Raw genomic sequence first — 24,473 nt, forward strand, 5'->3', positions numbered from 1 at the left:
GTTGCGGGCGTGTCCACTCATCCTCTCCGGTCCGAAGCCAGCGCGCGCGGCGCGCGGATGCTTCGCACGGCGCTGGGACCGTCGATCGCGGCCTGGCTCGACGATCCGGGCATCGTCGAGGTGATGCTCAATCCCGACGGTTGCCTCTGGATTGATCGGCTCGGCTCGGGCCTCGCCGATACCGGACACACCCTGACCGCCGCAGACGGCGAACGCATAATCCGTCTGGTGGCGCATCATATCGGTGCCGAGGTCCATGCGGATCGCCCCCGTGTTTCCGCCGAGCTGCCGGAAACCGGTGAGCGCTTCGAAGGTCTGATCCCGCCGGTCGTCGCGGCGCCAGCATTTGCAATCCGCAAGCCCGCCGTCGCGATCTTCACGCTCGACGACTACGTCTGGACCGGCATCATGACTGCGACACAGGCGGACGCTCTGCGCGTCGCAGTGGCGGAACGGCGCAACATCCTTGTCGCCGGCGGCACCTCGACCGGCAAGACGACGCTCACGAACGCGCTGCTCGCCGAAGTCGCCAAGACGTCCGACCGCGTCGTGCTGATCGAGGACACGCGCGAGCTGCAGTGCGCCGCGCCGAACCTCGTTTCGCTCCGGACGAAAGATGGCGTCGCGAGCCTCGCGGATCTCGTCAGATCGTCGCTGCGGCTGCGGCCCGATCGCATCCCGATCGGTGAGGTGCGCGGTGCCGAGGCGCTCGACCTCCTCAAGGCGTGGGGCACCGGTCATCCCGGCGGGATCGGCACCATCCACGCCGGATCCGGCCTCGGCGCCCTCCGACGCATGGAGCAGCTCATCCAAGAGGCGGTGGTGACCGTCCCGCGCGCGCTCATCGCCGAGACGATCGACCTGATCGCCGTGCTCAGCGGACGGGGCGCCCAGCGCCGTCTGGCCGAACTCGCCCGCGTCGAAGGGCTCGACGCGCAGGGCGACTTTTCCCTCAGCCCCCACGGAGACGCATGATGCAGAATAATGTCATCGCGCGCCGGCGCTTATCCCCGGCGTCCCTTCTTCACCGGCTTCGCTTCGCGGGCGCGGCCGGGATGCTGGCTGCGCTCACCGCCGGCCCGGCCCAGGCTGCCGGCTCATCAATGCCGTGGGAAGCCCCGCTGCAAAGCATCCTCGAATCTATCGAGGGCCCTGTCGCGAAGATCGTCGCGGTCATCATCATCATCGTCACCGGGCTGACGCTGGCGTTCGGCGATACCTCCGGTGGCTTCCGCCGGCTGATCCAGATCGTGTTCGGCCTTTCCATCGCCTTCGCCGCGTCGAGCTTCTTCCTGAGCTTCTTCAGCTTCGGCGGCGGGGCGCTGGTCTGATGGCGGCCGGCGAGCCAATCCCCGGCTATATGGCGCCAGTCCACCGCGCGCTGACCGAACCGATCCTGCTCGGGGGCGTGCCGCGCGCCGTTGCGATCGCCAATGGCACGCTCGCCGGCGCCATCGGCTTGGGCTTGCGCCTCTGGCTCGCCGGCCTCGCCATCTGGGCAATCGGCCACTTCATGGCGGTGTGGGCCGCCAAGCGTGACGCCCAGTTCGTCGACGTGGCGCGGCGACACCTGCGCTACCCGAGCTGGATGCGGGTCTGACGCGCATGATGTCGCTACGCGAATATCGCGGCCAGGCCGCCTCGCTTCCGGACTTCCTACCCTGGGCTGCGCTCGTCTCCGAAGGCGTGGTGCTGAACAAGGATGGCTCGCTCCAGCGTTCGGCCCGTTTTCGCGGCCCCGATCTGGACTCGGCGACGCCGGCCGAGCTTGTGGCGACGACGCACCGCTTGAATGGCGCGCTCCGGCGCCTCGGCTCGGGGTGGTCGATCTTCGTCGAAGCGCAGCGTGTCGCCGCGAACGCCTATCCGGACAACCGCTTCCCTGACCCCGTGTCGGCGCTAGTCGAGCGCGAACGCCGAGAGCAGTTCCGCGAGGAGGGCTCGCATTTCGAGAGCCGCTACTTCCTGACGCTTCTTTGGTTGCCGCCACCCGAAGACGCCGCGCGCGCAGAGAGCTGGCTTTATGAAGGCCGTGCCCGCACCGGTGTCAATCCGTGGGAGCAGGTGAAGGGCTTCGCCGACCGCAGCGATCGACTGGTCCAGCTCCTCGAAGGCTTCGTTCCCGAAGTAGCGTGGCTCGATGACGCCGAGACGCTGACCTATCTCCACTCGACGGTGTCGACCAAGCACCAGCGTGTTCGGGTGCCGGAAACGCCGATGCACCTCGACGGGCTGCTGGCGGACGAACCGCTGGCGGGCGGCCTCGAGCCACGTCTTGGAACGTCGTTTCTACGCACGCTCACCATCATCGGCTTCCCGAGCGCGACGTTCCCCGGTCTGCTCGACGAGCTCAACCGGCTCGCATTTCCCTACCGCTGGGCGACGCGGGCGATGATGCTCGACAAGACCGACGCGACCAAACTGCTCGGCAAGATTCGCCGGCAGTGGTTCGCGAAGCGCAAGTCGGTCGCCGCCATCCTCAAGGAGGTGATGACCAACGAAGCCTCGGTGCTCGTCGACAACGATGCCGCCAACAAGGCCGCGGACGCGGACCTCGCGTTGCAGGAGCTGGGCGCCGACCATGTCGCGCAGGCCTACGTCACCGCGACGGTCACAGTGTGGGATTCCGACCCCAACATCGCTGCGGAGAAGCTGCGGCTGGTCGAGAAGATCATCCAGGGCCGCGACTTCACGGTCATTGCCGAGGGGATGAACGCGGTCGAAGCCTGGTTGGGCAGCTTGCCGGGCCACGTCTACGCCAATGTCCGGCAGCCTCCGGTTTCTACGCTCAATCTCGCCCACATGATCCCGCTTTCAGCGGTGTGGGCGGGTCCGGAACGGGACGAGCATTTCGGTGCGCCCCCCTTGCTCTACGGCAAGACCGAGGGCTCGACCCCGTTCCGGTTCTCGCTTCACGTCGGCGACGTTGGCCACACGCTCGTCGTCGGCCCGACCGGCGCCGGCAAGTCCGTGCTGCTCGCGCTGATGGCGCTGCAATTCCGCCGCTACGAAAATGCCCAGGTATTCGCCTTCGATTTCGGAGGCTCGATCCGCGCCGCTGCGCTCGCGTGCGGCGGCGACTGGCAAGACCTCGGCGGCAGCCTGACGGAGGAAACCGGCAAAGGTGTCCAGCTCCAACCCCTGTCGCGCACCGACGAGCCCGTGGAGCGAGCCTGGGCCGCCGAATGGCTGGCCGCGATCCTGACCGGCGAGGGGGTCGCCGTCGATCCCGGCGTCAAGGAGCACCTTTGGTCGGCGCTCACCTCGCTGGCGTCCGCGCCGCCGGCCGAGAGAACTCTGACGGGTCTCGCCGTATTGCTGCAGTCCCAGCCTCTCAAGCAGGCTTTGCAGCCCTTCTGCGTTGGCGGCCCCTGGGGACGCCTGCTCGATGCGGAGCACGAACGGCTCGGCGAGGCCGATTTCCAAGCCTTCGAAACCGAAGGGCTCGTCGGCGCAGGCTCCGCCGCGGCGGTCCTGTCCTACCTCTTCCACCGCATCGAGGGGCGGCTCGATGGTTCGCCTACCCTCATCATCATCGACGAGGGCTGGCTCGTGCTCGACAGCCCGGCATTCGCCGCCCAGCTCCGCGAGTGGCTGAAGACCCTGCGCAAGAAAAACGCCAGCGTCATCTTCGCGACCCAGAGCCTTGCCGACATCGAAACCAGCGCGATCGCACCGGCGATCATCGAAAGCTGCCCAACGCGCATCTTCCTGCCGAACGAGCGGGCCTTCGAACCGCAGATCGCGGCGATCTATGAGCGGTTCGGTCTCAACGACCGACAGATCGAAATTCTGAGCCGCGCGACACCCAAGCGCGACTATTACTGCCAATCGCGACGCGGCAATCGCCTGTTCGAGCTAGGGCTCGGCGAAGTCGCGATCGCCTTTGTCGCCGCTTCCGCCAAGGCGGACCAGCTACGCATCGCTGAACTTATCGAAGAGCATGGCCGCGACGGTTTCGCGGCCGCTTGGCTGCGCGCGCGCGGAGCCGGCTGGGCGGCCGATCTCCTTCCTTCCGCGCAGGAGGACTTGTCGCGATGACCAAACATACCTTCCGCCGCAGCCTGCTGGCTGCGACAGCCGCCCTCACGATCGGCCTCGCGTCGGTGCCGGCGCACGCCCAGTTCGGCGGGATCGTTTACGACCCAACCAACTATGCCTCGAACGTGCTGCAGGCGGCGCGGGCCCTGGAGCAGATCAACAATCAGATCCAGAGCCTGCAGAACGAGGCGACATCGCTCCTCAACCAAGCCCGCAACCTCACGTCGCTGCCGCTCAGCCAGCTCGCCGAGCTACAGAGCCAGTTCCAGCGCACTCAGCAGCTGCTCGGCCAGGCCCAGCGGCTCGCCTACAACGTCCAGAATATCGACTCGATGTTCGAGCAGAACTATCGCGGCACAAACCTGACCGGGAACGACCGCGCTCTGGTCGACGACGCCAAGAGCCGCTGGGAAAACAGCGTTGCGTCGTTCGAGGACGCGCTGAAGGTCCAAGCCGGTGTGGTCGGCAACATTGACGGCTCTCGTCAGGCGCTCGACCGGCTCGTGACCGCCAGCCAGTCGGCCGACGGGGCCCTGCAGGCCGCGCAGGCGGGCAACCAGCTCGTCGCCCTTCAGTCCCAGCAACTTGCCGACCTCACCGCGCTGGTCGCGGCGCAGGGGCGCGCCCAAGCCCTCGACATGGCGCAGCGCGCAGCCGGCCAGGCGCAAGCACGCGAGCAGCTGCGCCGCTTCCTGACACCCGGCGTCGGATACCAGCCCGGCAATGCCCGGATGTTCCACGACTGATCGCATGGACACGAAGCTCTTCGCCCGCATCGGCGCTGTCATCTTCGTCGCGATCGCCATCACGATGACGGCGATCGAGATGAGCCGAAGTCAACAGGCGCGACCCGAGGAGCCGCGGATCGCGCCAGCGACCGTCCTCACCGACGATCCGCTACGGATCGAGCTTCGCCGCTGTCAGCTGCTCGGCGCCGCCGGCGGATCGGATCCCGACTGCCTGCGCGCATGGGCTGAGAATCGCCGTCGCTTCCTCGCTCCCGGCTCGCGGCCTGCCGCCCGCATCGCCGACGGCGCAGTCCTCAAGGAGAACTGACATGGGCGGCACCGGCGTCGTCGATCGCTTCCTTGAAGTCTTCACCAGCTACATCGATAGCGGCTTCGGGCTGCTCGGCGGCGAAGTCGCCTTTATCGCAACCACACTGATCGTCATCGACGTGACGCTGGCAGCCCTGTTCTGGAGCTGGGGCGCCGACGACGACATCCTTGCCCGACTGATCAAGAAGACGCTGTTCATCGGCATCTTCGCCTACATCATCGGCAACTGGAACGGGCTTTCGCGGATCGTCTTCGAGAGCTTCGCAGGGCTTGGCCTGAAGGCCTCGGGCACGGGGTTTACCGCCACCGAGCTGTTGCAGCCTGGCCGGGTCGCTCAGGTGGGTGTCGACGCCGGCCGGCCGATCCTCGAATCCATCTCCGACCTGATGGGCTGGGTCTCGTTTTTCGAGAATTTCGTCCAGATCTTCGCGCTGCTGATCGCTTGGCTCTTCATCATCCTCGCGTTCTTCATTCTCGCGATCCAGCTCTTCATCACGCTGATCGAGTTCAAGCTCGCCACCATCTGCGGCTTCGTCCTCATTCCCTTCGGGCTCTTCGGCAAGACCGCCTTCATGGCTGAGCGCGTGCTCGGCCATGTCATCTCCTCCGGCGTGAAGGTGCTCGTGCTCGCCGTGATCGTCGGGATCGGCTCGACGCTCTTCAACGAGTTCCGCGCCGGGTTCGGCGGCGTCCAGCCTTCGATCGAGGACGCCATGGTGATCGTCCTCGCCTCGCTTTGCCTGCTCGGCCTCGGCATCTTCGGGCCCGGCATCGCGACCGGCATCGTCTCGGGCGGCCCGCAGCTCGGCGCTGGCGCTGCGGCCGGCACCGCGCTTGCTGCGGGTGGCGTCCTCGGCGGTGGCGTCGCGGCCGGACGGCTCGCCATGGGCGCGGGTGCGAGCGCCGTCGCCGGCGCCGCAACGGGCGGCGCGCGCGCAGTCGGCGCTGCGAGCGGCGCGTATTCGCTGGGCTCCGCCGGTCGATCCGGCGCAGGCGCTGTCGCTGGCGGGCTCGGAGCGGTCGGGCAGACTGCGGGCGCTGCGGCGACGTCGCCGCTGCGGCGCGCCGCCGAAGCTTTGCGCGACAACTTCCGGCAGGGCGCGCGCTCCGCCGTAACTTCTACCGGCGGCACGATCAGCGGCGGGGCTACGCCATCGAACGACACCGGACCTGCCGGGCCGCCTGCCTGGGCGCAAGCCATGCGCCGCCGCCAGACCATGACCCACGGCGCGACGGTCGCCGCCCACACGCTGCGCGGCGGCGACGGCGGCGGGTCCGGCGCTGCGGTCGACGTGAGCCAGAAGGATTGAGCCGATGTTCAGACGCCCCTCCATCCGTTACGGGAAGACGCCAGAGCCCGAGACGCCTTATCAGCGAGCCGCCCAAGCCTGGGACGACCGGATCGGCTCGGCGCGCGTGCAGGCCCGAAACTGGAGGCTCGCCTTCTTCGGAACGCTGGCGCTGTCCGGCGGCCTGACGGCAGGCATTGTCTGGCAGTCGGCGCGTGGCCACATCGTTCCCTGGGTCGTCGAGGTCGACAAACTCGGGGAGGCTCGCGCCGTCGAGCCCGCCACCGCGGGGTATCGGCCGACCGATCCGCAGGTCGCCTTCCACCTGGCCCGCTTCATCGAGCAAGTGCGCTCGATCCCGGCCGACCCGATCATCGTCCGGCAAAACTGGCTGCGCGCCTACGATTTCACGACGGACAAGGGCGCGCTCGCGCTCAACGACTACGCGCGCACGAACGACCCGTTCACCAACGTCGGCAAGGTGCAGGTCGCCGTCGACGTCTCCAGCGTCATCCGCGCCTCGTCGGACAGCTTCCGCGTCGCCTGGACCGAGCGCCGCTATCAGGACGGCTCCCTTGCCGCGACTGAGCGATGGTCGGCGATCGTCACCGTCGTGATCCAACCGCCCCGCACGCCCGATCAGCTCCGAAAAAACCCGCTCGGTCTGTTCGTCAACGCCATCAACTGGTCGAAGGAGCTGTCCCAATGACCCTGTCGTCTCTGCGGACCTCCGCAACCGCGCATAGCCGTAACCACGTCTCCACGCCTTTCCGTAAAGCCGCGCTTTCGGCGATCCTGCTTTGCGCGACAGCCTTGGCGGGCTGCGCGACCCGGGGCGCCAAGCCTCCAGCCATTAGCTATGACGCTCCCGTCGCGGCGGTCGCAGCGCCGCCGCCGCCGCCGTCGCGCGTTGAGGTGGTCGCCATCCCTCAGCCTCTGCCACTTCCCGGCCAGCTCAAGCCGGTCGAGGCGCCCAAGCGTGCCCCGGAGCCCGCCGACCCACAGGTCCGCGTCGGTGCGGCCAATGCCGCCGCCCGAATGGAGCCGGTGAGAGATGGCTTCATCAATGCGATGCAGCTCTATCCATGGAGCGATGGCGCGCTCTATCAAGTCTATGCCGCGCCAGGCCAGGTCACCGACATCGTGCTTCAGGAGGGCGAGCAGCTCGTCGGTCCCGGTCCCGTCGCGGCCGGCGACACGGTGCGGTGGGTGATCGGTGACACAACCAGCGGCGCCGGTCCGACCGGCCGCGTCCATATCCTCGTGAAGCCCACGCGGCCCGATCTCGCCACCAACCTCGTCATCAATACCGATCGGCGGACCTACCATCTGGAGCTGCGCGCAACGCAGCGGACTTGGATGGCGTCGGTCTCGTGGACCTACCCGGCCGACCAACTCATCGCCCTTCGCCGCCAGGACGCGGCCGCGCAAGCCACGGCGCCGATTGCTTCAGGCGTCGATGTCGGCGCTCTGCAATTTCGCTACCGCATCATCGGCGACAATCCCCCCTGGCGCCCGCTGCGGGCGTTCGACGACGGCCGGCAGGTGTTTATCGAGTTCCCGGCCGGCATCGGTCAAGGCGAGATGCCGCCCTTGTTCGTCGTCGGTCCCGAAGGCGGCGGCGAGCTGGCCAACTACCGGGTCTCGGGCCGGCACATCGTCGTGGATCGGCTGTTCGCCGCCGCCGAATTGAAGATGGGCGGCGGCCGTTCCGAGCAGAGCGTTCGTATCGAGCGCACCGACGGAAGGGCCCGGCGATGAGCGACCTTGACCGGAGCCGGGAAGATGAGGGCGAGCCGGAGCGGCACGGGCCTGCGCCAGACCTGCGCTTGCGGAGGGACCCGCCGCGCGTGATGCGGCTGTCCCGCCGCGCTCTCGCGCTGATGGGCACAGTCGCGGGCCTCGCGATCGGGGGCGCGCTGATCTACGCCTTGCAAGCGCCGTCTAAACGGGCCGCCGAGGAGCTCTACAACACCGATAGCCGCACGACAGCGGCGGCGATCTCCAGCGCGCCGGAGGACTACGGCAAAGTGCCCCAGCTTGGCCCTCCTTTGCCCGGCGATCTCGGCCGCCCGATCGTTAGTGCTCAGGCCCGCGGCCAGGACGTGCCCCCACCACCGATGGGCACGGGCGGCACGCGACCGCCGCCGACTCCCGCCGAGACCGCCGCGCAGCAGGCTCGCTTACGCGCGCAGCAGGAGCGCGATTCCGCGCGCACCAGCGGCGTGTTTCTTGGACGCCAGAGCACAGGCGGCGCTGGTCCTGCGGCGGGGTCCGCACCATCGAACCCGTTGCTTGACCTCGCCGCGCTCGGACAGGCCAGCACCCCGAGCCGGGCTTCGCCGGCCGCGCCGGCAAAAAGCGCGAAGAGGGCGTTCCTCAACGGCGACACCGATCGCCGGACAACCAGCACCGAACGCCTTGCGCCACCGGCATCACCTTATGTTGTCCAGGCCGGTAGCGTGATTTCCGGCGCGCTCATAACCGGACTCCGCTCGGACCTCCCCGGCCAGGTGACGGCGCAGGTCACCGAAAACGTCTATGACAGCCCGACCGGCCGCATCCTGCTCATCCCGCAGGGATCGCGGCTGATTGGCGATTATGACGATCAGGTCGGCTTCGGCCAACGGCGCGTCCTGCTTGCCTGGACCCGGCTCATTCTCCCCGATGGCCGTTCGATCGTGCTGGAGCGTCAGCCTGTCGGCGACGCCGCCGGGTTCGCGGGCCTTGAGGATCGCGTGGACGAGCACTGGGGCGCGCTCGCCAAGGCGGCCGGCCTTTCCACGCTGCTCAGTTTCGGCGCGCAGCTTGCCGCCGAGGACAGCTCGAGCGAACTCGTTCGAGCCCTTCGCGACGGCGGGCAGAACACGCTGAACCAGGCCGGGCAGGAGATCGTGCGCCGGCAGCTCAATGTTCCGCCCACGCTCACAGTGCGGCCTGGCTTTCCGATACGTGTGCTCGTCAGCCGCGATCTCGTGCTGGCGCCATGGGGAGTTCCACGATGACGAGTTTGAAGCTGGGCCGCCTCGACGAGGAGCGACCGGTGAAGGTCACGGTCGAGCTGCCGGCCGCGGTTCATCGCGACCTCGTCCGATATGGGGAGGTCCTAGCCCGCGAGACCGGCGATCAAGCGCCGATCGATGCGGCCCGTCTGGTGGCTCCGATGCTGGCGCGGTTCATGGCGACGGATCGCGGCTTCGCCAAACTGCGTCACGCAAAGCCCGATCAGGCCGGGTAGCGGTTGCCCAGCAACTTCAGGAGGCGGACAAGAACCGGGTTCTGATTATCGCCGCGCCAGTAGCCCGCATAGTCGATGTTCGCGACGGCGCCTGCCATGTCGAAGACTTCCTTTAGGACGATACCGGGCAACGTTCGGCCGAGAGCAGCGTCCGTCGTCAGGCTGATGAAGCCGCCGATCGGCACCATGTTGGCTACGTTGTCGCGCGAGACGTCATGGATTTCGACATCAGGATGCCATCCAGGTTCGCCGAGACGCGCTCTCGCGAGTTCGGCGAGATCGGTGCCCGGGTCTTGCCGTGAAACAATGAAGCGCTCCTGGCGCATGTCTGTCCAATAAATCCGCTTCTTCTCCGCCAGCAAGTGACCTTCAGGCAGGACTACCATCACACGCTCAGCCCAGAGGGGACGCCGCTTCAGGCCAAGGTCAGGTAAGTCACCGGAGAACACGGCGAAGTCGATCGATCGAGCAAAGAGTGCCTGCGAGAGACGGGCTCGATCACCCTCAAGGCCGATAACGCGCACCTCGGGGAAGCGTTGGACGAACTCGTTGATCAGCGCTCGCATGTTGCCGGCGGCCAGAGAGGTCGAGAAACCTACGCCAACCCTCCCCGACTGCCCCTCGCCGATCGCTAGCCCACTTGCGTAGAGGACGTTGAGATTGCTCAGCACCCCTTTGGCGTCGTCGAGCCATCCGAGGCCCAAGTCGGTCGGGAGCGCTCCCCGCGTCGATCGCTCGAACAACTTGAACCCGATCCGGGCTTCGAGGCCAGCAATCCGCTTGCTCAACGTCGCCTGCTTGACGCCGGCCTGAGCAGCGGCTCGAGCGAAGCTCAGCGTCTCCGCGGCAAGTACGGCATACCGGAGAGCGATAACGTCGACTGGCATTCAGGCTGACCCCGCCGACTGCTAACGTCGTTCTAAGGCCTCCAGACGGCGCTCAATAGCACTGACACGGTGCTCGAGGCGCTCCGCCGGGGTGAGGTCAATATCCTGCAGAGCCTGCATGGTATTGAAAAGCCAATTGCGGAACCGCTGGTACGCACGCACAATTCTATCCTCCCGTTTGTTGCAATCTAGGCGTGTACCTTCCCGCCCTTGTACAGACCTAGTTGAGCACTAATCCGCTCCGCGGTGGCCGCTCGTCTCGTTGCTAGGTCTTCATTGCGTCGCTTTGCTGCGTCCAATACTTTGGCGGGAGCCGTTTGAGGCGTGCCGCTATCGAAGGGCGGCTTGGGTGCATATTCCATTTCGAGCTGGATTTGCTCGGCTGCGGCCTGTCCTCGCAGATCGGCCGCAAGCTGGAGCGCGCCGTCGATCCCGGCGGTGACGCCCGCGGCGAACAGGTAGGTGCCGTCGCGCACGACACGCTCCTCGACGGCAGTAGCTCCGAACCATCGGAGCAGGTGATGCGCGGTCCAATGGGTGGTGGCGCGCTTGCCGACGATCAATCCGGCCGCGCCCAGTAGCAGTGCGCCGGTGCAGACCGAAAGGACAGTCGTTGCGCCACCCGCCTGCGAACGAAGCCAGTTCAGCACCGTCTCGTCATCCATCAGCGGCTCGTTTCCGGGCCCGCCTGGCACATGCAGAATGTCGAGCTGAGGTGCCTGAGAGAGCGTCGCGTCGGGCACAAGGTGCATACCCATGATGTCTCGGATGGGACGGTCCTCGACGGCATAGAAGCGATGCGTCACGTTCGGCAGGCGCGAGAGCACTTCAAATGGGCCGGTCACGTCGATCTGGTCGACGCCATCGAAAAGAAACGTCCCGATTTGAAGGTGGTGGTCGTCATCAGCCTGAATCGCGATCATTTCAACAAGCTTCCCGTCAATATCGTGGCCGACGCCTGTCGGTGCATCGTGTGAAGATCGGCGGAGGAGGCGCCTGCGCGCGCATATAGCGAGAGGGTCAGCAGCACCCCGGTCAGGGAGATCGCTAACCCCTCCACGTCAGCATCGGAGACCAGCTCTAGTCCCGCCGCCTCCGATAATCGCTGCCGCAAGCCCGATCGGATCGCTTCCAGTCCGCTCGCCAGCGCCGCCTGAATATCGAGATCATCGCCGCTCGCCGCCGGCGCGGTGCCGAACAGGAAGCAACCCAACCCATTGCCTGCATAGACCGACACGGCGAAGTCAAAGAAGCGATCTAGGCTGACTTGCAGGGTAGCGGGCTCGCTCAAGACCTTCCCGGCTTCGCTCGTGAACTGGTCCTCAAATCGCTCCAGGGTTGCCAGATAGAGCCCGCGCTTGTCGCCGAACGCTGCTGCGAGGTTGGGGCGGTTAAGGCCGGCCGCAGCCGCGAGCTCGTCGAGCGACGCACTGGCGAAGCCTTTGAGCCAAAACACCGGGAGCACTCGATCGAGCGCGGCTCCGCGATCGAAGCTCAGTGGGCGACCACGAGGGCGAGAACCTTCCAATCCATTTCCCTTCGGATTCGCAAGGAATCATTGACCCCCGCTTTATCCTGCGGCATCGCAGGAAAGTCAATTTGGCAGGGAACAGGTCGGAGGTCGATGATGACGGCAGAACGCATGGGAACGCTTGCCTGGGCTAAGAGCACGGGCGGTAGCTTGAGCGAACACGAGAAGATCGCGCTCGCGCGCAATGTGGCTGCGATGAGGGCGGAGATGGTGTTTGACGAAGCCCGGTACCGGCTTGGCTTGCTTCGTCCGGCGAAGATCGAGCTGGACAGCCTGACCCCGCCGGACACCAAGCTCGTTCGTGATGCGGACGAATTCGCGCGCAGCCTCTACAACGATGTGCTGTGGGACCACTGCCTACGGACCTACTATTTTGGGGTTCAGGTAGCCGCCTTCGACGACATCAAGTTCGACCGCGAGCTGTTCTACGCGGCGGCGATCTGCCACGACGCGGGCGTCAACGAGGATGCCGCGGGATCGGTGGCAACGTGCTGCTTCGCGCACAGCGGGGGCAAGCTAACCTGCGAGCACCTGTCCGAGAAAGGGCATGGCGAGGCGGCTGTTCGCGTCGGTGAGGCGATTTCATCGCACATGAGCCTGGTCGTTCCGCTGGACCAATATCCAGCCGAGAACACCTTGCTTGCAGTTGGCGCAACGTGTGACATCTTCGGCGCCTACGTCCGCCGGATCGAGCCCTCGACGCTCGCTGCAACGGTGGAGCGTGCGCCACGCACCGGCCTCTTCGAGGCGTTCGGGCCGTTTCTTTCCAAGCCTCACCTCGAAAACAGCAGGACCGCGCTCCTCGTGCAAATGGGCGTGTTTGAGAGCAATGGAGAGCATCCGATCGAGGCCGCGCTGGCGGCACGGTGAAGCTAACGCCGTCGGGTCTTGGTAGAACAACGCCTGACGGTGTGCCGCTTGCTCCCGCAGTCGCTGCGTCGGTATCAGCCGCGCGATGCACTCGCGCGGTCCGCAGAACGGTGATGCACCGTGAGGGATCGGCATTGAAGGCCCGCGGAGCGTGGTGCTTCAAACGCTAGCTGCCGCCCGCGGCGTACTGCGGCGGTGCTAGGCGATCATGTCTTGGAAAGATGCGTCGTACACGACAGAATGCGAACCTGGGTCCTTCGCCCCCGATGGGCGCAGTCACGCGGCACACCGCGCCCCCTTGGTCTCATGAATGACCTTCCAAGCGGCCAGAGCCGATTGAGAGTACACGACGCGTCGTCCGACCTTTTGAAATGCTGGTCCGGTGCCCTGCCAACGATAGGTCTGGAGCGTCCCCACCGTCATGCCTAAAAAGGCGGCGGCTGCCTGCGTATCGATCCATTTGGTGCGGATGATCGATCCCAAGATCGGGTCAGCGGTCTCTGTCTCAGTTTCGGCAATCTCCGCACCCCAGAAACCTCCGTGCTGCATCTGCTCCTCGGGCCCGTCGTCGCCCTTGGTCATGTCCAAGTGGAGCGCGATGCGTTCCGCGATGCGATCAGCGGCGGATTTGATGGGATGGTCAGCCAGGTGAGCGTAGCGTTCCGTCGTCTTCGCCGAACGATGTCCGAGCAACGCACCAATGACGAGCAGGCTATCGCCGTTGTTGGCGCCGATCGACGCGAAACTGTGGCGGAGGTCGTGGATGCGAACGTCCTCCAATTCAGCCGATTTGCGGATCCGGCTCCAGACCGACTGGAGGTCGGTGACGTGGGTGCCGGCCGTCCGCCCAGCAAATACGTGAGGATTGCCCGGCCGCGGGGACAGCGAAGCCAGGAGGCGCAGCGCCGGGGCGCCGAGATGAACCACCTTTGCGCCGGTCTTGCTGTCCGGCAGCCGCAGGCATCTGTGGAAACGGTCGATCCAGGCCCACCGCAGCGTCAGGACCTCGTTCTTGCGGCACCCGGTCAGGATCAGCATCCGAATGGCGGCGATCGCAAATTCGCTTTCGACACCAAGCGAGGCCGCAGCGGCGAGCACTCCACCCAGGCGATGCAGCTCGGCCGGCGAGAGGAAGCGCTCCAGCTTCTTTCCAGGATACTTCTTGACGCCGATGGCTGGGTTATCCGCGCGCAATCGTTCGTCGACCATGTAGCTGAATGCGGCGCTCAACGTGTTGATCACACGGTTTGCGGTGCCCTTGCCGCCCCGGACGCGCGATTTCGAGCGAGGACCGTTCTTGGTGGTCTTCGCGCTCTTGCCCGCGGCGACATCGCGCATGAGCTGCTGCACGTCTCCTCTCGTGAAGGTGGAGAGCAGATGCCTGCCGACCAGCGGCTTGATATGATTCTCTATGTTCGATCGTGCCTGGCGGATCGAGCTGTCCTTTGCGGTCGCCAGCCCCTCTTCGAGATACATGTCACAAGCGTCGCCGATCGAGAGCCTGGCCGCGTCCCGCCGCTTCTCGTCGGCGGGATCGACCCCGGCCGCAACTTGTCCCAAGAGCGCCTTCGCCTCGCGCCGAGCCGTCTCGACCGTCCACACTCCGTGACTGCCGATCGTGACCCGGCGAGTGCGCTTCCCGACGCGGTACTGGATGAGGTAGCTTCGCCGTCCGGACTTGAACACGCGGAGCCCGAAGCCTTGCACGTCGTCGTCCCAAATGAAGAGATCCGCGTCCATAGGCACGGTTCCTTCAACAATGCGCTTGGTCAGCTTCGGCATCCGCGAGTTCCTGCGCTCTACGGCCGCTTCCGCGGAAGCACCACGGAAGCAATCCGACGGAAATCATGTCGTAGAGCAGGATACGTGCGGCGGCGGTGTATTGCAAGAAGACTAACGATTATAGGGGCTTGTCGTAGTATTGGCTACGATAGGAAAGCATCGGGGAGAGTCTATACTTTAGTTGGTAAGGCTGAGGTCGTGAGTTCAATCCTCACCGGCAGCACCATTTTCTCATAAAACGATCGTTGATCTTGCCCTTCGGGGCCCTTGCCGGAAACGCCGCGGAGTGGAGCCGTGGCAAGCCACTGCGGGCCAGCTCCGATGGCCCGCCGCGTCGTGGTATTCGGATAGCGGAGGCACCCTGAGTTGGCGCTTCGGTCGCCACACCATGTGCCGAGCGAATCGCCGTCGGGTGCGGGGGACCGGTCGATTGCCGCCGCACGGGCGGCAGGAGCGGTCGTGACGGGCACGGCCGCTCCGCTGTCTTCCTAGTAGAAGCCGACGTTGTCGATCAGCAGCCAGGCCTTCTGGCCTGCCGCGCGCTTTGCCCGCACCTCAAGTTCGAGCACGTTGTCGCCGGTCCAGCCGTTCGTCGCGAACTGTGCCGGGCCTTTGGCTTTCCTGAAGGCGCTGAACGGCAGCGTCACCTTCTGCCATCTGGCGCCGCCGCTGGTGCTGGCGACATAGGTTCCGCCGAGCGTGTTGAGCGCCACCTCATAGGCGCCGTCGCCGCGCAGTTCGAGCGTGACGCCCTTGTACTTGCGGACGTCGGCAGGCTGGATCGAACCCTTGGTAAGCGGCATCACCACCGCGATCTGGGGATCGGGCTTGACCGCCATCGTGCCAATCATGCTGAGCGCGTGACCACCGTCCTCGCGGCTGACCGTGTCGATCACCTCCACGCTGCGTTCGATGCCGCCGTCGGGTGCGGTGACCACGAGCGTGTCGAGCGCGGAGCGGCCGTCGGCGCGCTCGAAATCATCGATGAGCGGCTCGACCGCGACCGAGGGCATCGGCACGATTGGGTTCAGCGGCGGCGCGCCCGGACCGAACACGAGACGACCGTCGATGAAGACCCGGTCGGTCTTCTCGACATCGGCGATGTCTTTCCAGGGCTCGCCCTTTATCAGCACCAGATCGGCGCGCTTGCCCTTCTCGATCGTGCCGCGATCCTCGATCTGGCGCATCACCCGTGCGCTGTTCGCGGTGGCGGCGATCAGCGCGGCCGAGGGCGGCAGGCCGGCCTTCACGAGCAACTGCATCTCGATCAGCGTCGATATGCCGTGCGGGGTGCCGGGCATCCCAGCATCGGTGCCCGCGACGATCGGGACGCCAGCCTCGTAGAGCTTCCTGGTGTTGATATTGGCATTGGCCCAGTTCGCGGCGGCGCGCGCACGGCGCGCCTCCGTCATGTCGGGCGTGGCGCGGCGATTGGGCTTGTCGGGATTATACACCGCCAGGGTGGGCGCGAACGTGTCGCCGCCGGCCTTGATGTCCGCGATCTGCGCGTCGGTCAGCGGGAGATCCTGCAAGGCGTGATCGATGACGTCGACCTTGGCGCGACCGGCCTCGGCCGCTTTCTCCGTGCGCAGGATGTGGGTGAGCACCGGGATGTTATGTTTGTGCGCCTCGTCGACCAAAGCGGTCAGCGCATCTTCGTTCATGCTGGTGTTGTCCGGCGACAGGCCATAGCGCCAGCCGTCGACCATCACTTCGCCCAGGCAATCCGGCTTGTACGGGACGATCTGCTTCACCCCGGCGCGCGCCGATTGCGGCGTGACGATCATCTTGGTGGTGGCGGTGTCGGCCCAGTCCGCGCCGTGCCCGCCCGGTGTGGAGAGGCGCCCGCACATATCGACGTGCGGCGCGACCGCCAGCGATGCGAGCCACGCGCGCCGCGACGCGAAGGCTTCCGGCGCGGAGTTGAAGTCGGCGCTGTTCGTCACACCCGCCGCGACATACGCGTTCGCGATTGCAGGGGTGACCGCCGGACTGCCGCCCGCCGTCCAGTGCGTGTGGAGATCGAAGAAGCCGGGCAACAGCGCCTCGCCCTTCGCGTCGATGCGGGTGTAGCCGGCGGGCACGCGGATGTTCGCGCCGACGTCTGCGATCCGTCCGTTCTCGATCAGCACCGTTTCGACCTTCGGCGCGGCGCCGGTCGCGTCGAACACCGTCGCGCCGACGATCGCGATCCGGCCGGGTGCGGCCGGGGACGCTTGTGCCGAGATCATCGGAGCCAGCGCGGCACCCGCGACCAGCAGGCATAGGAGGCGTTTGTTCATGCGTAAGCTCCACAAGGAAGGGGTGTCGGCAGCGGCAGGCGGGGCGCGGTCACGGCACGCTATCCGGATGCGCGATCGACGTTGGCCCGAAGGAAAGCCAATCGTCCTCGTCGCTGCCGATCGGAGCGCCCGGCGGGATTTCCGGCGGTGTCGCGATCGGCTCGGCGAGCGCGGCCAGCCGCTCCGGCGTGGCGGTCAGCACGGTGGCGAGGTAGGTGCAGCTATCGGTTTCGGCGGTGTCGCCCCCGCACGTCTTCAGCCGCTCTGCAAATCGGCCGGCTGCGCCGTGTACGATCGCCAGCGCGGTCGAGGAGAGTTGCTTGTTCCCGATCAGGCTCGCCAGCCGGACCGCGTAGCGCGCCCGGATGCGGCGGCGCAGTTCGGCTTGTCGCGGCGTACCGCCTGCCTTGGGGCCGAGCGCGTCCGACAGCCGGTCGAGCAGTTCGGGCAGCGACAGTTGCGCGGGGTCGGTGCGGGCCTGTTCGATCAGGCGGTTGATCCGCTCGGGATCGAGCAATGCCTCGAAGGTCGCGTCGGCGGCGGTTTCGGCGGCGGTCGGGAGATCGAAGCTGGCGGCGGTGTTCGAGGGCAGCAGTTCGATGTCGAACTGCGGATCGGCGGTGCCCGGCTGTACCGATGACAGCGTCGACAGCAGATCGTCGGGCAGATCGAGCACGGCGGGATCGAGCGTCCCGATCAGCGCGCCGAGCGCCGCCCGCTGCTGCGCGGCAGCGACCACTGGCGCGCGTTCGTGCCCGTCGCCCTTCACCGCATAGCCATAGTCCACGCCGCCGATCAGCTTCGAAACCGCTGTCACCTGATAGCGGTGGAACAGATAGAGCGGCACGAGCATCCGGCGCAGATCGGCGGCGGGAGAGCCCTTGGGCAGATTGGCGAGCCCGAAGCGCGCCAGCGCGATACGCCGCACGGCGAGCACGTTGCGCAACTCCGCGACCGCATCGCTGCCATTGTCCCACATGTTGCCGTAGGGCTGCGCATCGCCGGGGCCGCGCGTATCGCCGTCGCTGACGAAGCGATACCCCTTGGCCTGAGCATCGCGCGCCCAGCCGTCGAGTACCGTGTTCTCATCCGCGCCGGGCGGCGTCGCGCCGTAGAGCCACTTGATCGCGAACCGGTCCCACGCGCCGACGCCGGTCGCATAAGCATCGGAAAAGTCGAGCGTGTCGCCACGAACGTGGATCAGCGGTGCCGGATAATCCATCACCGAAGCTCGCCCGGCGAAGGTGCTGCCGGCGAAATTGTGCGCCAGCCCCAGCGCATGGCCGACCTCGTGCACGGCCAACTGCCGCAGCCGCGCGCGCACCAGCACGAGCGGATCGTCCGCGCCGCCGCTATGCTCGCGGCCTGCTCCGACCAGAGCGTCGAAGATCAGCCGGTCCTGCCATGCGCGCAGCGAGCCGAGCTGGACGACGCCGCGCACGATCTCGCCGGTGCGCGGATCCACGATGGTCGCGCCGGTCGACCAGCTTCGCGTATCAGTGTGGACCCAGGCGATGATGTTGTAGCGCACGTCCGCCGGGTTGATGCCTTCCGGGAGCGTCTCGACCCGGAACGCGTCGATATAGCCGGCGGCATCGAACGCCTGCGCCCACCAGCGCGCGCCCTCGATCAGCGCGGCGCGGATCTCCTCGGGCGCCGCGCGGTCGACGTAGAACACGATCGGCTTGCGCACCCGCGATCTGGCGGCACCGGGATCGACCTTCTCGAGACGGAAGCGGCGTACCAGCCGCGTGACGATCGGCTGATCGACCGCTGCCGCGTAATTGTTGCGGATCACCTGCACCGAGGTGCCGGTGCGCGGATCGTGATCGCGCGTGTGGAAACCCGCATCGGGCAGGCGCACGAAGCTGTGATGCACCGCGATCGTCACCGTGCGCGGATCGGGAACGGCGCGGCGCAGCGCCGGGCCCGGATCGTCCGAGGTGAAGGTCTCGACCGTCTGGAACTCGACATTGTCGGGGAAGGCCTGCGTGTCGGCGGCATCGACATAGCCGAGCGCCGGCGCAAGCTTGTACGTGCCAGCCTTGCCGCGCTTCAGGCGGCCCGCCACGTCGAGCGTGTCGCGCGTGAGCAGGCCGGCGATGTCGATCGTCACCTGCCCATCGGCTTCCGCGACGATGTCCCCCGCCCACAGCGTCGATGGCGCGAAGGACGTGCGGACCGCCTGCGCCTCGCCCCGGTCAGCACCGAGCGCGACGAAACGGCTGTTCTCGAACTCGGCGAGGACGCGCTTGCCGATCCGGCGGAAGACGATGATCTGGGTCGGGCCGAGCAAGGCGCGATCGACGCCGACGCCCGTCACGCCGAGCCCTGCCGCGATCGAGGGCGTGTAGAGGAAGCGGCCCAGCACGCCATCCGGCCCGGCCGCCGGCAGCCGGATCTGAACCTTCTGGCCGCCCGTATCGGGCACGACCCCGAACAAGGCGGGCGTGTTGGCCGCCGTACCGGCCGGCGCCTGAGCAGAGGCGGCTCCAGCCGCCACGGTCGCCAGCGCGACCGCCGCAAGCCAGCATCCGGCGCCTGCCGACAGCGACCCTTTCCCCCGTGACGACCGCTTCAGGCGCATGACGAAACTTTCCGAATGTCAGGTATCGGCGGGGCGATCGCGAGACCGCCCCGGTCGGATCAGAACTTGTAGCGTACGTTGGCGTACCAGTAGCGCGCCACCGGCGAGTATAACGTGCCGAGATATCCCGACGAGGACAGCGGCGGCTGCGCGTTGGTGAGGTTGCGAACGCCGAGCCGGACGCTGGTGCCGTTGAGCGCGCCGTTGGTGAAGCGATAATCGGCATACAGGTTGGCGGTGATCTGGCTGTCGACGATCCAGTCGTTGCCGACCGAGTCGATCAGCCCGGTATCCTCCACGCTGCCGGTATATTGCGTGAAGGCGCCGACGGTGACGTTGGCGAGCGACCAGGTGACCGCAGCCGACCACTTCCAGGTCGGACGCGCGTTCTGCCGCAACAGATCGCCGCCGCCGGTGATCGCGGTGCCGGCGTTGATCTGCCCCGCCGCGCGCGCGGCGAGCAGTTGCGCGATGCCCGGTGACGGATCCTGATAATATTTCAGCAGATGCGACAGGTTGAACGACACGTCGAAGCGGCCGACGCTGGTGCGCGGCGAACGATAGATGACGTTGAGGTCGAGCCCGCGCACGGTCTGCGGCAACAAATTCACATATTTGTCGGTGACGTAGAGCACCTGTCCGGCCGGCGTGAGGCCGGTTCCGGCGAAGGCGGCGATGTCGTCGGCGGTCGGTGCGGCGCGCACGACGTTGGGGTTGGTCTGGCCGCTCTGCCGCAGCAGATAATCGAGGATCAGCGCGTTGCCTTCGCCGAAGATGCCGATCAGTCCCTTCTGCTTCACCTGCCAATAATCGCCGGTCAGGGTCAGGTGGCCGAAGCGGCCTGGCAGCGGCGGCTCCAGCACCGCGCCGAACGACATGGTGGTATCCCGTTCGGGGTCGAGGTCCGGATTGCCCGAACGCTGCGCGGTGACCGTGTTCGAACGCGTACAGGCGCTGAAGCTCGAAATGCGGCCGGCCCGCAGATCGGCCTCGCAGAACGCATAATCGGTGCGGGTGTTGGTGCGGGTGACGAGCGATGCGTTGGTCTGTTCGAGGTTGGGCGCCCGGAACGACTTCGCCCATGATCCGCGCAGGCGGATGCCCTGCACCAGATCCCACGCGCCCGCCACCTTGGGCACCGCGATCGAGCCGAAATCGCTGTAATCCTCGAAACGTCCGGCCGCCTGGAACTCGAGATTGTGGATCAGCGGCACGTGCATGTCGGGGGAGATCGCGGGGATCGCGAACTCGCCGTAGAGCGAGAACACCTCGCGGTGGCCCTGCGTATCGGGGTTGAGGCTGCTGTTGACGAAATCGCCCGCCGTCGCGCCGGTGCGCGGATCGGTATAGGTGATCGTGCCGTCGATACGCGGGTCGCGATCGTCGAGCTGCGTCTCACGCCGCGCCTCGAGGCCTGCGGCGATCCCGACCGGACCGGCGGGCAGCGTGAAGAGGTCGCGCCGCGATACCCGGAAATCGAACGTGCCGAGCGTCGTCTTGTCGAACCGCGTCAGCTTTTCGCGGATCGAATCGATCGTCGCCTGGCTGTTGACGGTGGCGTCGCCGAGCGAGGGGTTGGCGAGCGTACCGCCGTTGAAGACGTTATAGGCATCGGGCGTCGACAAGGCGAGCGAGGCGGCGAGCTTGGTGCGCGAGATGTTGTCGCTGACGTCGCGCACGGTCGCCTCGGAATAGCTGATCGCCGATTCCCAGCTCCATCCCTTGTACGTGCCCCGCAATCCGCCGAGCGCGCGGAACTGCGTGTTGGTCACATCGACATTGATGTTGCCCAGATCGGCGAACGCGTAGCTCGACAACGTGAGCGCCAGACCCGACGCAGGCACGTTGGTGCCGGCGATGCGATTGGGATTGATCGTGCCGTTGGCGAACACCGCGGCGCCGAACGGGTTCCAGTAATTGCTTGCCGGGATGGTGATCGGGATCGAGCTGAGTGTCGCGATCGGGCTCTGCGTGGCGTGAGTCTTCGCGTAGTAATAGCCGCCCTCGAAGAATGCGGTGACGCCGCTGTCGAAGTCGAAATGCCCGCTGGAGAACAGGTTCACGCGGTTGAGCGACGGGATCACCGACACGCCGCCCGCCGCAGTGTCGAGCCGGAGGTTGCGATCGGCACCCGATGTCGAGAGCGCGCCGTCGTCGATGCACAGACCGTTACCAATACCGATCTGGCACCCGGCGTTGGTGGTCGGCTGGATATGGAACAGGCCGGATGCGCTGGTCAGCGCGGTCGTGCCCTGCCGGATCGTTCCGAAGCTCGACGGGCTTTGCAGCGAGGCCCAGGGCGTGGTCGTGCTGCGGCTGTCGAGCGAGGTCGCGCCTGCGAAGCGCGTATCGGCGAACAGAGACGTGCGGTCCGAGGAGGCGGTGAACGCCTGATCGGTGGAGTTCAGCCCCGTGCCGTGATCGTAGCTGGCGAACAGCGTGATGTTCGCGCGCCCGCCCGCGAAATTTTTGCCGAACACGCCGTTGGCGTTGAGTTCGCGCAGGCTGGTGCTTTCTGCACCGCCATATTGCACCGACATCTCGCCGCCATTGTAGTCGGTCTTGAGCACGGTGTTCACCACACCCGCCACGGCGTCGGCACCGTAGATCGCCGCCGCACCGTCGCGCAGCACTTCGAGCCGCTCGAGGCCGTTCACCGGGATCGCGTTGGAGTTGTAGCTCAGCACCGGCACGAGCTGATCGTTCGCCTGGCTGGTCGGATGCGTCACGACGCGGCGGCCGTTGAGCAGCACCAGCGTGTTGCCGATGCCGAGATTGCGCAGGTTGACCGAACTGACGTCGCCGCGCGCGGAGTTGCTGCTGCCGGGCAGATACTGGCTGTTGAAGGTGACGTCGCCCATCTGCGGGATGGAGCGGAACAGGTCGTCGCCGGACACCGCCCCGCTGGCCGCGATCAGTTCCTGGCCGACGATCGTCACCGGCAAGGCCGCGTTGACCTTGGCGCCCCGGATCTGCGACCCGACCACGACGATGTCGCCGTTTTCCGGAGGCTTCGCGTCGGGTTCGCCGGTCGCGCCGTTCTGCGTCGCGTCGGCCGGCGGCGTTGCCGTTTGCGCAAAGGCGGCAGGCGCGAGGCAGCCCGAGGCAAGGATGCTCGTCGACGCCAGAAGCGCCCGCAGCGGTGTCCAGTTCATGTGTCCCCCTTTGAATCTTCGATAGGCCGGCGCACGCTTCGTGGCGCCGCCAGGCCCGGTCAGATCCCCTCCCGGATCAGATATTCACCGCGTTCCCCCACGGCTTTCACGTCGCAATCGTAGCGCGTTGCTCAAACCCCCGCGTCATCACTTTTTCTTTATCGGCGCCATTTCCGACTACGCCGCAGGGGTATTGAGATGCACAAAACTTTCGTATCGCGCTCCGCTTTGCAAGCGAAAAGTGCGATTGCCCCCGTTGCTCCCTGCGCAACACCTGATTGGGTACAGACCTTCCCGGGGGAAGCGTCAGCGGTTTAGCGTGCGCCGGCCTGTTCCCCTGCCACCATCAGCACCGCGAGCGTCAACGTCCGCACGCCGGTGCGGATCGACGGCTCCGCGGCGGGTGCAAAAAACGGCGAATGGTTCACCGGCAGCGGCTTCCCCTCGGCCTTGAAGCGCGCGATGATCGACGCCTCATAGCCGCCGATCGCGAAATAGACCGATTGGCCGATCCCGGCATCGACGATTTCCGAGTAATCCTCACTGGAACTGCCGCCCGGCAGATATGCGGGTACGAGCCTGACGCTGTCGGCGCCGAGCCCTGCGCTCAAGAACGCCGCCGCCCGCGCGCTCAGGGCGGGATCGTTGCGGACCGGCGCCGCGCCGAACAGATGCCGCACATCCGGCGCCGGTGCCCGCGACATCGCGGCAACCGCGTTAGCCGTCGTGGCGACTCCCTCGTTGAGCAGGGTTCGCACCTCCGGATCGAACGACCGCAACGTCAACTGGAGATCGGCGTGGTCGGGGATGATGTTCGCTACCGTCCCGGCATTGAACGACCCGACCGTCACCACGCCGAACTTCTGCGGATCTTTCTGGCGGCTGATCACCGTCTGCACATCCTCGACGAAACGCGCGCCTTCCATGACCGGATCGATGCCCTTGTCCGGCATCGACCCGTGCACGCCGACGCCGTGGAACGTGATGGCGACCGTGTCGGAGGCCGAACTCATCACCCCCTGCTTGATGGTGACGGTGCCGGCGCGTTCCGGGCCGACATGCGCCGCGAAGGCGAAGTCGGGCCTGGGGAAGCGGGTCAGCAGTCCATCGGCCAGCATGGCCTTGCCGCCGCTGATGATCTCCTCCGCCGGCTGCGCCACGAACACCAACGTGCCGTGCCAGCGATCCTTCATGGCAAGCAACGCCTGCGCGGTGCCGAGCCACCATGCCATGTGCACGTCATGGCCACAGGCATGATCGACCGGCATGATCTTGCCATCGACGGTCTGCTGCGCGGTGCTGGCATAGGGCAGACCCGTCTTCTCGAGCAGCGGCAGCGCATCGAGTTCGGTCCGCACCAGCACGGTCGGCCCCGCACCGTTCTTCAGCACCGCGACCAGCCCGGTCTTTCCGACATGCTCGGTCACGGTAAAGCCGAGCGCACGCATCCGCTGGGCGAGCAACGCGGCGGTCCGGCTTTCCTGAAAGGCGAGTTCCGGGTGCTGGTGAATGTCGCGGTACACCGCGTCGAGCGACGGATAGGCCTTGTCGAGAACCGCATCGATCCGCGTGCGATCGGCCGACGCGGCGGCCTGTGCCTGCGCCGCCGCCGGCAGAGCGGTGGAGAGTGCCAGCAGCAGCGGCAGCGCGCGCGTTGCGATGAGTTTCAAAGCCGTTTTCCTGATGATTAAGCGCTTCGCGACACCAGGGGTGTGGAGCGGATCGTTGATCGGTCGCTGCCGATGCCGCGACC

General features: G+C 66.6%; 20 protein-coding genes. 12 read left to right on the forward strand and 8 right to left on the reverse strand.

From position 1 onward, the window contains the following. Positions 1 to 57 precede the first annotated feature (57 nt). From trbB to AC3ANX_RS00910, 11 genes are all read left to right on the forward strand, one after another. Complete coding sequence (gene trbB / locus AC3ANX_RS00860) at positions 58 to 975, forward strand: P-type conjugative transfer ATPase TrbB (RefSeq protein ID WP_488336850.1); 918 nt, start codon at positions 58 to 60, stop codon at positions 973 to 975. A gap of 80 nt (positions 976 to 1,055) precedes the next feature. Continuing rightward, complete coding sequence (locus AC3ANX_RS00865; RefSeq protein ID WP_488335171.1) at positions 1,056 to 1,331, forward strand: TrbC/VirB2 family type IV secretion system protein; 276 nt, start codon at positions 1,056 to 1,058, stop codon at positions 1,329 to 1,331. Beyond that, positions 1,331 to 1,600 (forward strand): VirB3 family type IV secretion system protein, encoded by a 270-nt coding sequence (locus AC3ANX_RS00870; RefSeq protein WP_488335172.1) that lies wholly within the window; start codon positions 1,331 to 1,333, stop codon positions 1,598 to 1,600. Before AC3ANX_RS00865 ends, AC3ANX_RS00870 begins: the two co-directional genes overlap by 1 nt. A 5-nt stretch (positions 1,601 to 1,605) precedes the next feature. Continuing rightward, a complete protein-coding gene (gene trbE, locus AC3ANX_RS00875; protein WP_488335173.1) occupies positions 1,606 to 4,041 on the forward strand; it encodes a conjugal transfer protein TrbE in 2,436 nt (811 codons plus the stop codon). Further along, entirely contained in the window at positions 4,038 to 4,787 is a 750-nt protein-coding gene (trbJ, locus tag AC3ANX_RS00880; protein ID WP_488335174.1) for a P-type conjugative transfer protein TrbJ, read from the forward strand. The genes trbE and trbJ overlap by 4 nt, the downstream gene beginning before the upstream one ends. Before the next feature lie 4 nt (positions 4,788 to 4,791). Continuing rightward, complete coding sequence (gene trbK-alt / locus AC3ANX_RS00885) at positions 4,792 to 5,097, forward strand: putative entry exclusion protein TrbK-alt (protein ID WP_488335175.1); 306 nt, start codon at positions 4,792 to 4,794, stop codon at positions 5,095 to 5,097. A 1-nt stretch (position 5,098) separates the two neighbouring features. Then, the gene (trbL, locus tag AC3ANX_RS00890; protein ID WP_488335176.1) at positions 5,099 to 6,409 is read left to right on the forward strand and encodes a P-type conjugative transfer protein TrbL; all 1,311 of its coding nucleotides are present in this window, start codon (positions 5,099 to 5,101) and stop codon (positions 6,407 to 6,409) included. A 4-nt stretch (positions 6,410 to 6,413) separates the two neighbouring features. Then, the gene (gene trbF / locus AC3ANX_RS00895; RefSeq protein WP_488335177.1) at positions 6,414 to 7,097 is read left to right on the forward strand and encodes a conjugal transfer protein TrbF; all 684 of its coding nucleotides are present in this window, start codon (positions 6,414 to 6,416) and stop codon (positions 7,095 to 7,097) included. Continuing rightward, positions 7,094 to 8,149 carry a P-type conjugative transfer protein TrbG gene (gene trbG / locus AC3ANX_RS00900; RefSeq protein ID WP_488335178.1) on the forward strand — a complete coding sequence of 352 codons (1,056 nt, stop codon included), beginning with the start codon at positions 7,094 to 7,096 and terminating at the stop codon, positions 8,147 to 8,149. Before trbF ends, trbG begins: the two co-directional genes overlap by 4 nt. Next, on the forward strand, positions 8,146 to 9,393 hold the full coding sequence (locus tag AC3ANX_RS00905; RefSeq protein ID WP_488335179.1) for a TraB/TrbI/VirB10 family type IV secretion system protein: 1,248 nt from the start codon (positions 8,146 to 8,148) through the stop codon (positions 9,391 to 9,393). The genes trbG and AC3ANX_RS00905 overlap by 4 nt, the downstream gene beginning before the upstream one ends. Next, positions 9,390 to 9,626, forward strand: coding sequence for a DUF2274 domain-containing protein (locus tag AC3ANX_RS00910; RefSeq protein WP_488335180.1), 237 nt, complete (start codon positions 9,390 to 9,392; stop codon positions 9,624 to 9,626). Before AC3ANX_RS00905 ends, AC3ANX_RS00910 begins: the two co-directional genes overlap by 4 nt. Here the strand turns inward: AC3ANX_RS00910 and AC3ANX_RS00915 are convergent. From AC3ANX_RS00915 to AC3ANX_RS00925, 3 genes are all read right to left on the reverse strand, one after another. Beyond that, positions 9,614 to 10,513 (reverse strand): LysR family transcriptional regulator, encoded by a 900-nt coding sequence (locus AC3ANX_RS00915; RefSeq protein WP_488335181.1) that lies wholly within the window; start codon positions 10,511 to 10,513, stop codon positions 9,614 to 9,616. The two genes, AC3ANX_RS00910 and AC3ANX_RS00915, sit on opposite strands and share 13 nt — an antisense overlap. 188 nt (positions 10,514 to 10,701) lie before the next feature. Then, the gene (locus AC3ANX_RS00920) at positions 10,702 to 11,436 is read right to left on the reverse strand and encodes a DJ-1/PfpI family protein (RefSeq protein WP_488335182.1); all 735 of its coding nucleotides are present in this window, start codon (positions 11,434 to 11,436) and stop codon (positions 10,702 to 10,704) included. Next, positions 11,433 to 11,969, reverse strand: coding sequence for a TetR/AcrR family transcriptional regulator (locus AC3ANX_RS00925; RefSeq protein ID WP_488335183.1), 537 nt, complete (start codon positions 11,967 to 11,969; stop codon positions 11,433 to 11,435). The genes AC3ANX_RS00920 and AC3ANX_RS00925 overlap by 4 nt, the downstream gene beginning before the upstream one ends. A gap of 168 nt (positions 11,970 to 12,137) precedes the next feature. On the opposite strand from AC3ANX_RS00925, the gene AC3ANX_RS00930 reads away from it, so the two are divergent. Beyond that, positions 12,138 to 12,914, forward strand: a complete 777-nt coding sequence (locus AC3ANX_RS00930; protein ID WP_488335184.1) for an HD domain-containing protein — start codon at positions 12,138 to 12,140, stop codon at positions 12,912 to 12,914. Between the two features lie 276 nt (positions 12,915 to 13,190). Here AC3ANX_RS00930 and AC3ANX_RS00935 read toward each other — a convergent pair whose 3' ends face one another. The 5 genes from AC3ANX_RS00935 to AC3ANX_RS00955 all read right to left on the reverse strand — a co-directional run bounded on the left by AC3ANX_RS00935 (position 13,191) and on the right by AC3ANX_RS00955 (position 24,390). Continuing rightward, positions 13,191 to 14,696: a tyrosine-type recombinase/integrase gene (locus AC3ANX_RS00935; RefSeq protein ID WP_488335185.1), complete on the reverse strand. Its 1,506-nt coding sequence runs from the start codon at positions 14,694 to 14,696 to the stop codon at positions 13,191 to 13,193. A 488-nt stretch (positions 14,697 to 15,184) separates the two neighbouring features. Continuing rightward, a complete protein-coding gene (locus tag AC3ANX_RS00940; protein ID WP_488335186.1) occupies positions 15,185 to 16,978 on the reverse strand; it encodes an amidohydrolase family protein in 1,794 nt (597 codons plus the stop codon). Positions 16,979 to 17,027: 49 nt separating this feature from the next. After that, positions 17,028 to 19,565, reverse strand: a complete 2,538-nt coding sequence (locus AC3ANX_RS00945; protein ID WP_488335187.1) for a zinc-dependent metalloprotease — start codon at positions 19,563 to 19,565, stop codon at positions 17,028 to 17,030. Between the two features lie 59 nt (positions 19,566 to 19,624). Then, positions 19,625 to 22,720, reverse strand: coding sequence for a TonB-dependent receptor domain-containing protein (locus tag AC3ANX_RS00950; RefSeq protein ID WP_488335188.1), 3,096 nt, complete (start codon positions 22,718 to 22,720; stop codon positions 19,625 to 19,627). A gap of 314 nt (positions 22,721 to 23,034) precedes the next feature. Beyond that, positions 23,035 to 24,390 (reverse strand): amidohydrolase, encoded by a 1,356-nt coding sequence (locus AC3ANX_RS00955; protein WP_488335189.1) that lies wholly within the window; start codon positions 24,388 to 24,390, stop codon positions 23,035 to 23,037. Positions 24,391 to 24,473: the final 83 nt, after the last annotated feature.

The organism is Sphingomonas sp. BRN-1R (assembly GCF_057748035.1).